Genomic DNA, 11914 nt, shown 5'->3' with positions numbered 1-11914 from the left:
TACGAATATGAAATTTTTTAGCAGTTACCGGAAGCGAAGCTTTGTGATCAAGGCGCCATTTAATTACCTTGATTTTAAAGGAATATTGATAATTTGTCTTACTTCGACTAGCGTTGTTTACTCCATAGATACCAAGTTCCTTGATATTAGTAACCCAGTTACGAATGGTGTCTGTGCCTTTAATGCCAAATTTTTTCCGTATTTTATAAGGCGGAATACCTTGTAGATACATTGTGACAGCTTCAATTTGTACTTCTTTTGAAAACATAGTAAAACCCCGTAAGTTTTGGAAATTACTCCAACTTACGGGGTTCAGTTCATAGTCTACTTGTAAAAAGCGTTTTTTGTTAATAACCAATGTTAATAGAACACTAACAACTAATGAAACCATAATTGGCAATAGATGCAACAATCCAGCTAAAACAACAAAACTACCTGCAATCAATAACTTGGTCTGTTTGGGACGTATAGCAGGCAAGTCAAGCGTTAATTGTTCCAGTTCCAGATTTGATGATCGAAAAAATAGACTACTAAACAGAACAAATAAGAAACTAATTAATCCTAACGGCCATGACATCTGAAAAAAATCACCAATTTGTAGCTGATAATGGCTAGCTAAGTAAATATTCTGTGGATTACCAAATGGGGTTACTGCACTACCTAAATTAGCAAATACAGTTAATAAGATAATCGGTAAGACGGCATTAATATGTATTTTTTGAGCAATGACAACAAATATCGGAATAAAAGTTATGATGGCCACATCATTCGTTAAAAACATTGCACTAAAAAACACCAATAGAAAAATTGTGAGCTGCACCTGACGAGTTGTTTGACACTTCTTAATAATTGTAAGCGCAACGTACTTTAACAATCCTTCTCCTTCATATAAACTGATTAAAATCATTAATGAAAGCAATGAAAGAATTGTTTGAATATCAATATCGTCAAGCTGAATATGGCCCACAAACAATGTCAAAATGAGCAAAACTGTTGTTACCCACAAAGTGCGGTCGTTAAGAATTTTATAAACAAGTGCTTTCATACGTTGTTTCCCTTATCATTTTTATACATCGATCGCGGAATTTTCCAATAAAAATAAGTGATTAGTTATCATTTTATACACTAATCACCTATTTTAAACTATTTTACTATATATTTAATCTCTAGCCGTCATAAAGGCACGGTTCATTGGCAAATCATGACCTGCCGCACCCTTTGTCAGCAAGAACTGCATGACATCAATGTTACCAGCCTCAAATGATGCTGCACAAGCTTGTAAGTATAGATCCCACATGCGTGCAAACTCTTCACCATATTCACTAACAGTTTCATCGAACACTTTATGATAATTATCAGCCCAATGTTCTAGTGTTTTTTGATAGTGACGACGTAGTGGCTCAAGATCATCCAATTGCAATCCTGCATCCAATACATGGGTAAGGTTTTCAACGACATTCGGAATATAGCCACCTGGGAAAATATACTTTTCAATAAATGGATCCACACCTGCTCCATAATGTTGGCCAGTGATACCGTGGATCAATGCACGACCATTTGGAACTAAGTACTTCTCAACGTCTTTAAAGTACTCTGCTAAATTATCTTTACCAACGTGCTCAAACATACCAACTGACGTTATGTAGTCAAATTGTTGATCAATATCGCGATAATCCTGTAACAGCACGTGTACTTTATCTTCCAAGCCCAATTCTTTCACACGTGTCATTGTATAATCATATTGCTCCTGAGATAACGTGACACCATAGCTATCCAATCCATACTCTTGGGCAGCTGTAATAATAAGAGTTCCCCATCCAGAACCGATATCAAGCAATGTTTTACCAGGTTCAGCATGTAATTTATCTAAAATATGATGTACCTTGGCGATTTGTGCTTCTTCAAGCGTCATATCATCACGCGCCCAATAAGCACATGAATAGGTCATTGTGCTATCTAGCCACTTTTTATAAAAATCATTCCCTATGTCATAGTGACTTTGAATATCTTCTTTTGATGTTTCTTTATCATGCGAAGATGTAAATTTGCTAATCAAAGATCCAGTAAAACCACTTTGATCTGTCAAAAAACTATCTGCCTGACGGTATGCCGCAGTAACCAGTTCCTGAATGCTACCATCGATTTCAATATCGCGCTTCATATAGGCTTCGGCTAATTCTAACGTTGGCACCTTAGCCATACGTTTTAAATCAAGTTTCTTATTAAATGTGATATGAATTTGCGGTAAACCTTCACCATAATTTTCAGTCTTACCGTCCCAGTATGTCACCATTACTGGCACATCAAACGCACTTGCAAGAAGTTTATTTAAAACCTTTTTTTGTAACATTCCTTTCACACCTCACAATAAAAATATATCTCCATTGTATACCCTATTGTCAAGTTTTGCTGGCCACTTGCTTAAAAATATTTATGTATACACAAAAAAAGAGTATCACAATAAAGTGATACTCTTTTAATGCTTTATGGTAAAAATTTTACCATGAAGCCTTCTTAACACCAGGAATTTGACCCTTGTGTGCCAATTCACGGAACTTCAAACGTGACATACCAAAGTCACGCATGTATGCACGTGGACGACCATCAATTTTGTCACGACGGTGGATACGAACAGGTGAAGCGTTGCGAGGCAACTTTGACAACCCAACGTAATCACCAGCAGCCTTTAGTTCGGCACGCTTTGCAGCGTACTTCTCTACAGTTGCTTCAATCTTCATTTCCTTAGCGATCTTTGACTTTTTAGCCATGATTACTTTACCTCCTTGAACACAGTAACACGACGCAACTTTGGAGAATACTTCTTTAACTCCAAACGGTCTGGCGTGTTACGACGGTTCTTAGAAGTCAAGTAGATACGCTCACCAGTTTCGGCGGCTTCTAATAAAATGTTAATGCGCATTAACATAACTCCTTGAATTTATTTGCGGGGTGCCCCCCACCACTAATTTGAACGACAGGATTAGCTGCATTGGGCTAATCCCCAAGCTTGCGCCGTTACAATATAGCTAGTAAATTACAAATATTTATATTACACACTTTTTCGGTAAATAGCAAGTATTTTATCCTAAAAAATTTAAACATGCCTGCTAACATTAAGACTCAGCTAGTCGCATAAAGTACCAACTCAAAAATCCCATCGCAACTGCCAAAATATCATTTGCAATAACATCTAAAAAGCCATATATTGGCCAGCCAATGACCGTAACGACGTACGCTAGAAAATTAAACAAAACATATAATATACCAAGTAATGTCAATGCATTGCGCAATGATTCAAAATTATTTTTCCTAGCAGACCTACCTAATTGAATCAGAGCCAGTGCCATGACGATAATTAATAAACCAGAAACAATATCACGCATTGATACTGGTGTCGTTGTAATCGCAACATCTAAGGTAATTGGCCAAAGAAACTGAACGAGTAACCAAAGTAACCAAATGATAGCTAACAGCTTTAAATCTCGGCTAAACATGGTTTTCTCTGTTGCTACCGCATATTTAATCAGTGCGATTAAAGTAACTAATACTAAACTACCAGCAACTAATTGTAACGTTTTAAACGCGTATTCGTAAGAAGTCCCCTTGGCCGTTAACATGGCTAAAGGAAATTGGCTGATTTTATACGTTGGCCAAACAATTGTTCCTAAAACACTCTGTAGGATTAATAGTAGGCTACCAACCATCCCCGCTCCTACAGTAATTTTTTTCTGCCACCACGGCTGCATGATTATCTCCTTAATTTGCTATTTTTTGATAAATAAAAAGAGCAAAAAGCCCTAACACCAATATAACGAATTTCTTGCCAAGCAGCAAGCCTGTTTCCGTTAGTAACTAATGGGTACTTTTTACTCTTTATAGCTATGAAATTTTAGTTTGGTTCAATCTCCAACAATAGATCACCACCGTCAACCATATCTTCGGCAGTCACATAAATATGCTTGATTGTTCCATTAAATGGTGCTTGAATAGATGTCTCCATCTTCATCGCTTCAGTAACAAGTAACGTCTCACCTTGTTTAACTGCTTGACCATTTTCTACATTAACTGAGACGACACTTCCAGCCATGGTTGCACCAAGTTCATGTTCATTTGATGGTTCTGCCTTACGACGAACAACCGTTGTCGTTTGCACACTAGCATCCTGTACGTCAATTTCTAGTGGCGTACCATTAACATCAAAGTATAAGGTCCGGACACCATCAACGTTTGGTTCCCCGATTTCTTCAAGCTGGAAGATAACCGTTTGACCTTCGCCCATCTTAACATCAATACGTTCTCCCAGACGCATACCTTGGAAGAATGTTGGTGTATCTAGCACCGTTACTGGACCGAACTTATCATTGTTAGCCATATAATCCAAAAATACCTTTGGATAAAGAATATATGAAATAACCTCTTCAGCCGTTGGTTGTCGATGTAACTTTTCCTTCAACGTGGCCTCTTCGGTTGCAAAGTCAGCTGGTGCGGTTAACTTACCAGGACGTACCGTAATCGGCTTACGGCCTTTCAAAACAACCTTCTGCAAATCTTCTGGGAAGCCACCAACTGGTTGACCCAAGTCACCAGCAAAGAAGTCAACGACAGATTGTGGAAAATCAATTGATTGACCCTCTGCTAATACCTTTTCAGGTGTTAGATCATTTTGTACCATGAACAATGCCATGTCACCAACGACCTTAGATGAAGGAGTTACCTTGATAATATCCCCAAACATCTTATTAACTGTCACATACATCTTCTTCACTTCATTCCAACGGTCACCTAAACGTAATGCTTGGGCTTGCTGTTGCAAATTAGAATATTGACCACCTGGCATTTCAACTTCAAAAATATCTGTCTGAGTACCAGGCGTTTCACTCATGAAGTCACGGTAGTATGGACGTACACCAGCCCAATAGTCATTGATTCGATTAGCTGCATGAATATCTAACTCTGGTTGACGATCATGTCCAGTCAGTGAATAGTACAATGCACCCATAGAAGGTTGTGATGTTGCACCAGAAAATGTTGACATTGCAACATCCACAACATCTACCCCCGCATCAACCGCACGGGCATACGTATAGATACCATTACCAGTGGTATCGTGGGTGTGTAGATGAATTGGTACATCGACTTTATCCTTTAGTGCACTAACTAATTGATAGGCTGCTTCAGGCTTTAACAATGCAGCCATATCCTTAATAGCAATAATATGGGCCCCTTGTGCCACTAATTCTTGAGCAAAGTCTGTATAGTACTTCAAGTTGTACTTTGTTCTCGAGGTATCTAAAATATCACCCGTGTAAGCCATCGCAACTTCGGCAAGTTTATTATTATCACGTACGTATTGGATTGACTTTTCCATTTGTGGCAGCCAGTTAAGACTATCGAAAATACGGAAAACATCCATACCATTGGTAGCAGATAATTTAATAAATTCTTCCAAAACATTATCTGGATAATTTTGATAACCAACCGCATTCGAACCACGGAACAACATCTGTGTTAATGTCCGAGGCATTTTCTTACGCAATATGCGCAAACGCTCCCAAGGATCCTCACCCAAGAAACGGTAAGCAGTATCGAAAGTTGCACCACCCCACATCTCACTTGAGAATAGATTTGGTAAGGCTAACTGTGAATCTGCTGCAATTGACGCCATATCTTTTGTTCGTAAGCGTGTCGCAAATAATGATTGATGTGCATCACGCATCGTTGTATCAGTCAGCAATACTTTATCTTGTTGCTTTAACCAATCAACCACGCCATCAGGACCTTTAGCATCCAAAACATCCTTGGCGGTTACTAAGTCATTAGGTAATGTCGTTGCCTGAGTTGGCTCATAATGGGTTGACGTATAAATCTTTGGTCGATCATGATCCAATCCTGGGAATCCATTAACCGTTGTTTCAGCAACATACCGCAAGACCTTACGTTCAGGATCCTTATCTGGCAAAATTTCAAATAATTCGGCATGATTGTCAACGAATGTCGTTGGTGCCGCTGCTGCTCTAAATGTTGGATGAGCAAAAACGTTCTTTAGGAATGGAATATTCGTTTTAACACCACGAATAACAAATTCGCTCAATGCGCGCTTCATTTTATCAACTGCAGCTGCAAAGTCCGAACCATGTGTTACTAACTTAACTAGTAATGAATCGAAATAAGGAGTTACCGTAGCGCCGGCATAAACATTACCAGCATCTAGACGAACACCTGTTCCACCGGGTGAACGATACCAATCAATTTTTCCAGTATCAGGCATGAAATTATTGGCTGGATCTTCGGTAGTAATACGTGACTGAATAGCCACACCAACTGCTTGCAATTGATCCTGTTCAGGGATGTTTACCGGTGCTTCATGCAATCCATAACCTTGGGCAATCAATAATTGTGACTTAACAATATCAACACCGGTCACTTCTTCAGTTACTGTGTGTTCAACTTGGACACGTGGATTAACTTCAATAAAGTAAAAGTCATCACCCTCAACTAAGAATTCAACGGTACCAGCACTTTGATAATCAACACTGCGCATCAACCGTAAGGCAGCATTTTGAATGCGTTGTCGCATAGCCACTGAAACTGAAACAGCTGGGGCAAATTCAATAATCTTTTGGTGACGACGTTGAATAGATGAATCACGCTCAAACAAATGCATCACTTCACCTTGTTCATCTGCCAAAATTTGAATTTCAACGTGTTGCGGATCGCGCAAATACTTTTCCAAATAAATATCTGGCTTACCAAAACTTTGTTTGGCTTCAGATGCTGCGCGCTCAAAGGCCTCTTTTAATTCTTCCTCATGGTCAACAACACGCATCCCACGACCACCACCACCGGCCGCTGACTTAACAAATAGTGGATAACCATGCTCCTTACCAAAGGCTAACGCTTCTTGCACGTTAGCTACTGGATGATCTGTACCTGGTACTGTCGGCACATCAGCCTTAGTTGCAATTTGTTTAGCAACGATTTTGTCACCAAACATCTTTAAATGCGCAGACTTAGGACCAACAAACTTAATGCCAGCCGCTTCTACAGCAGCAGCAAATTCGTCGTTTTCTGATAGAAAACCATATCCAGGATGGATTGCATCTACACCTGCTTGCTTTGCAATGCGGATAATATCAGCAATATCTAAATAGGCTGCAATTGGTGCTTTACCCGCACCAACTTGATAAGCTTCATCAGCTTTGAAACGATGAACAGCAAATTCATCTTCTTTTGCAAAGATAGCAACTGTCTTGATTCCGAGTTCTTTCGCTGCACGTATTAAACGGACAGCAATTTCACCTCGGTTTGCAATCAACAACTTTTCCATTTGATTGAACTCCCCTTAACACCCTGATTTATGATAAACATCTCATTAAAATAATGATGTTTATCATTTAGTGTAGCAGAAAAAAGCGCCATATACCATAAAATATAGTATATGACGCCTAAATTAGTCTTATTTTATTAATAGCAATCCATGTTGCACTAATTTCATTTTAATATTTATGGACGGTGATTCGTCTTAATTTCTTCAAATTCACCATCGAAAACATTTGCACCATGCGTTGCTTGTTGTTTACCTTGAACAGATGATTGTTCTTGCACTTTAGCGATGGTTTGCTTTATTCGACGTGAACTCTTCCACCACCAAAGGCCAATGATTAACATAATAATTAAAAAAAGCATCTAAAACCCCCAATCTTGTGAGTAAAAGTTTATCATTGATAACTTAAAGTTTACTTAGCCTATTTTTCAGCGTTTAAAGTAGCAATTTTAATAATTGTATCAGTTGCCTGCGACATCACCGTCGTCGAAACATACTCGTAACGACCGTGCATATTTTCACCACCAGCAAACAAGTTAGGTGTTGGTAGCCCTAGGAATGTAATCTTTGAACCATCAGTTCCACCACGAATCGGCTCAATAATTGGATCAATCTTCAAATCACGCATAGCTTCAGCCGCTAAATCAACCGGCGTCATATCGTCCTTAAGAATCTCTCCCATATTGTAGTATTGGTCCTTTAGTGTCAACTTAATACGATCAACACCCAGTTGGTTATTCAACCGATCAACAATCTCGGTCATTAATGTTTTACGCGCTTCAAATTGTTGACGATCATGGTCACGAATGATGTAATCCATACGAGCATCTTCAGGCGTACCTGCTAGATTTAGTAAATGGAAGAACCCTTCACGTCCAGCCGTTAATTCAGGACGATCCCCCGCTGGCAAAGCGTTATGAACATCAATAGCAACTTGCAAGGCATTGACCATCGTATCCTTAGCTGTTCCAGGATGAACATTACGTCCTTGAATTTCAACAACTGCTGACGCAGCCGAAAAAGTTTCCCATTCAAGTTCACCAAGCGGTCCACCATCAACGGTATAGGCAAAATCAGCCCCAAACTCTGCTACGTGGAAATTATCAGCCCCGACACCGATTTCCTCGTCAGGTCCGAAAGCAAAGACCAGCTTACCATGTTCTAATTCTGGATGAGCAATAAAGTATTCAGCTGCTGAGACAATCTCTGCAACTCCCGCTTTATCGTCTGCTCCCAAAAGGGTTGTACCATCTGATGTAATCAAGGTATGTCCCGCATACTTCTTTAATGATGGGAAATCTGCTGTTGTTAATGAATAACCGTCATTCAGCTTGATTTCCGATTGACCATCATAATCAGTCACAAATTGTGGTTGCACATTTTCCGAATTAAAGTCTGCTGTATCAACATGTGAAATAAAACCAATTGTTGGTACTTCCTTAGCTATATTGCTAGCTAGTTCGGCAAAAACATAACCATCAGGCATTGTCCGGACATTTTCCAAACCAATTGTCTTTAACTCAGCAGCTAAATCTTTTAGAAAAGCCACTTCTTTTGGATCAGATGGAATCGTTGTTGAATTTTCATTTGATTGGGTATTGATTTTAACGTAATCGATAAAACGATCAACTAAATTAGGATAAAGTTCTTCTGTCATGTTACACCTCTGTTATTAAATATAAGTATATGGATCGGTATTAGTCGTTGATGCAAACACTGTTTCTAAATGCCAGCTATTCTCTGTTTGCCAATCTTTAATTAAGTTAACCATGTGTTGTTTAGCAATGGCTTCCATGTGGTGATTTGGATCAATCACAACAAAATCATCTGCTAAAACATCATGAGCTGTATGGTAGTAAAAATCCGCTGTGACGTAAGCATCTGCACCAGCAGCCAATGCTTGTGGATATTCATCACCACCATCGCCACCTAAGACAGCAATTCTTTGGATTGGGCGTTGTAAATCATTAGCGATGACACGCACCGCTTTCACCTGGAATAAATCACGCACAAAACCCGCATATGTGGCCACAGTTTGCGGTTCGGTCAACTGGCCGATTCTACCTAAGCCAGTCTGACCATCATCATTGGGGATGAGGGGTTGCACATCATTTAATTGTAATGCTGCCGCCAACCAGTCATTCATGCCATTCACGGCAGCATCTAAGTTTGTATGCGCAGCATAAACAACAATGTCATGTTTAATCAAATCAGCATACATCGCATTCTGCGGAACCGATAAGTCTAAATTTTTAGCAGGATGAAACATCATAGGATGGTGAGAAAAAATAAAATCGACTTGCTGATCAATCGCCTCCTGCACCACCTCCGGGCGAACATCTAACGTTGTCATCACCCGATGAATTTCTTTTTTCGGATTACCTAACTGTAATCCAATTGGATCTTTTTCCCAAGCTAAAGACTTTGGTGCATAGTCCTCAATCTTTGCTATTAAATCACATGCTAGCATAAGCAATTGCCTCCATTATCGTTTGCAATTCTTTTGCATATTCTTGGTAAGTGTCACTTTCTGATTGATCAGCGGACTCAAGCTTGCGCATAATATTTCGAATACGCATGGCTTCACGCTGCCATTTTTCTAACCAAACTGATGACGGTTCAGTTAAATTATAGGGACCAAACTTCAATTCGCGCAGTGAATAAGTGACGTTTCCCGGTTCTGCAACCAATATTTCATAGTAATGGCCATCATCTGCAACGACCGCCTCATCGACTAGTTGATAACCATTTTCAGATAACCATGATCTAACCAAATCGATATCAATGTTTGGTTGCAAAACGAGCCGATGATAGCGGAATTTATCTAATTCACCCTCGGTTAAAATTTGACAAATCAAACGACCACCCATACCGGCAATAACGACGGTATCAACTAAATCACTAGTTTTAATTGCCGCTAAACCATTGGCAAGCCGTGGCATCAATACATCATGTAAACCATGACGTGCTATTTCGTTTTCAACATTTGCCAAGGGACCAGGTGCAACTTCCCCAGCAATGGCAAATGAAATATGTTTATTTAATAATAAATTTGCAGGCAGATAAGCATGATCTGACCCAATATCTGCAATTCTAGCGCCATCGGGTACAAAATCAGCCACTGCTGCTAAACGTTTTGACAAATGCCAAGCGTCCATTGTCCGTCCTCATTTCTATATCTTATTAATTTCTAATAATCATATTATACATTGTTAAACACACCGTGACAAACAGCCTAAAACATATAAAAATAGCATACAGTTCTAATGTCTATAATCCCATTAGAACTGTATGCTATATTGTTAAAATTCGTCTTGTAAAGTAGCGACCATGTCGTAATCCTCAGGTACTAATTTGACGTATTGTTGCAACGCTTGTAAGGCAAGCTCACGTTCACCTTCACCTCTGAAATAATAATAAGCTGGTTTCAAAAAGTCTGGTTGATCCATAAAGAATGGCAATGCAGCACGCCAATACTTAGTAGCCATTTCAAAATCTTCTAAGGCTGTGTAACTTTGGGCCAAATTCCAATAAAGTTGTGGATTTACATCCGTATCATCATTGTTAAAGAAATCATTCAATAGATTAATGTTATCAATATCATTTCCAGTTTTCACCAAGAAATCAGAATAGCTGGTAACCAGAACAGAGTCGGCTGGATTATTTTCCAATCCCTCTTTATAAAGGGCATTCGCTTGTTCATTTTCATCCAGCTCAGCAGCGATTTTAGCACCTTCTTGATAGAACTTAGCATTAAATGGGTCGACCGCAATGCCTTCTTGATATGTCACCAATGCTTTTTTAGGCTCATGCGTATTCAAATATAACTGCGCCAGTGGTTCATACAAACCAGCATATGATGAATCAATTTCACGTAACTCAGTAAAAGTTTTAATCGCTTTTTGTTGATTCTCTGGATTTGTTGCATAAGTTAAACCAAGTTGGAAACGCACATCTGGCGTCATATCTGCATCTTTGATTTGTTCAAGGTACCCCAGCGCATTGTCGAAGTTTCCCACTAATGCGTAAGCCACACCGATTCGCGACACAATATCCAAGCCAGAGAAATACCGTTCACCATTTTTAATTAGTTGTCGATAATATGGAATGGCCAATTGATATTTTGCAGTGGCAAAATAAAATTCTGCAAGCGCAAACTGAATGATTGGTTCTTCTGAATCCTGCTGATATGCAGCCAATAACTTACCTTCCGCAGCTTCTACCAATCCTTCTGACTGATACAAATCTGCAGCGACTAATAAGGATTCAATATAAGCTGTTGAATCCTCTGAAATCTCTGATAGGTACATGAGTGCCTGGTCCGTATCATCTTCATCAATGGCAATGTCAGCCAAAGACGTCCGTAATTGATCTTCATCCGGGTATTTAGCTAATAATTTTTTATACGCACGCTGGGCTTGGTTAGAAAATCCTAACCCATAAAGCTCCTCAGCCAATGAATAAATCGTATCATCATCATCATAACGCAAAGCAGAGGCAAAAGATTTCTTTGCCGCCTCTAATTGTCCACTTGATAATTCATCAAGCATTCGTTCTGCAAAACTTGCCATAGCAGCATCCTTTCTTAAA

The 11914-nt window shown here is 39.2% G+C and carries 11 protein-coding genes; all 11 read right to left on the bottom strand.

The genetic code is table 11. The features are described 5' to 3' along the window. The coding region (locus tag NGR58_RS00860; protein WP_258087849.1) for an SLC13 family permease at positions 1 to 1045 on the bottom strand (1045 nt) is incomplete at its 3' end. Positions 1046 to 1159: 114 nt separating this feature from the next. After that, positions 1160 to 2350: an SAM-dependent methyltransferase gene (locus NGR58_RS00855; RefSeq protein ID WP_258087848.1), complete on the bottom strand. Its 1191-nt coding sequence runs from the start codon at positions 2348 to 2350 to the stop codon at positions 1160 to 1162. A gap of 148 nt (positions 2351 to 2498) precedes the next feature. Continuing rightward, positions 2499 to 2768 carry a 30S ribosomal protein S14 gene (gene rpsN, locus NGR58_RS00850; RefSeq protein ID WP_075269520.1) on the bottom strand — a complete coding sequence of 90 codons (270 nt, stop codon included), beginning with the start codon at positions 2766 to 2768 and terminating at the stop codon, positions 2499 to 2501. A 2-nt stretch (positions 2769 to 2770) separates the two neighbouring features. Continuing rightward, positions 2771 to 2920: a 50S ribosomal protein L33 gene (gene rpmG / locus NGR58_RS00845; RefSeq protein ID WP_002827335.1), complete on the bottom strand. Its 150-nt coding sequence runs from the start codon at positions 2918 to 2920 to the stop codon at positions 2771 to 2773. 193 nt (positions 2921 to 3113) lie between these two features. Beyond that, on the bottom strand, positions 3114 to 3746 hold the full coding sequence (locus tag NGR58_RS00840; RefSeq protein ID WP_258087847.1) for a hypothetical protein: 633 nt from the start codon (positions 3744 to 3746) through the stop codon (positions 3114 to 3116). Positions 3747 to 3889: 143 nt separating this feature from the next. Further along, complete coding sequence (locus NGR58_RS00835) at positions 3890 to 7327, bottom strand: pyruvate carboxylase (RefSeq protein WP_258087846.1); 3438 nt, start codon at positions 7325 to 7327, stop codon at positions 3890 to 3892. Positions 7328 to 7503: 176 nt separating this feature from the next. Beyond that, positions 7504 to 7686 (bottom strand): hypothetical protein, encoded by a 183-nt coding sequence (locus NGR58_RS00830; RefSeq protein WP_075269517.1) that lies wholly within the window; start codon positions 7684 to 7686, stop codon positions 7504 to 7506. A gap of 59 nt (positions 7687 to 7745) precedes the next feature. Then, complete coding sequence (gene pepT, locus NGR58_RS00825) at positions 7746 to 8981, bottom strand: peptidase T (protein ID WP_258087845.1); 1236 nt, start codon at positions 8979 to 8981, stop codon at positions 7746 to 7748. 15 nt (positions 8982 to 8996) lie between these two features. Beyond that, positions 8997 to 9794 (bottom strand): Nif3-like dinuclear metal center hexameric protein, encoded by a 798-nt coding sequence (locus NGR58_RS00820; RefSeq protein WP_258087844.1) that lies wholly within the window; start codon positions 9792 to 9794, stop codon positions 8997 to 8999. Then, complete coding sequence (locus NGR58_RS00815) at positions 9781 to 10482, bottom strand: tRNA (adenine(22)-N(1))-methyltransferase (RefSeq protein WP_258087843.1); 702 nt, start codon at positions 10480 to 10482, stop codon at positions 9781 to 9783. Before NGR58_RS00815 ends, NGR58_RS00820 begins: the two co-directional genes overlap by 14 nt. A gap of 144 nt (positions 10483 to 10626) precedes the next feature. Beyond that, entirely contained in the window at positions 10627 to 11895 is a 1269-nt protein-coding gene (locus NGR58_RS00810) for a tetratricopeptide repeat protein (RefSeq protein WP_258087842.1), read from the bottom strand. Positions 11896 to 11914: the final 19 nt, after the last annotated feature.

This window comes from Weissella fangxianensis, assembly GCF_024718545.1.
Classification (GTDB): domain Bacteria; phylum Bacillota; class Bacilli; order Lactobacillales; family Lactobacillaceae; genus Weissella; species Weissella fangxianensis.
This window is presented reverse-complemented; position numbering and strand designations above follow the sequence as displayed.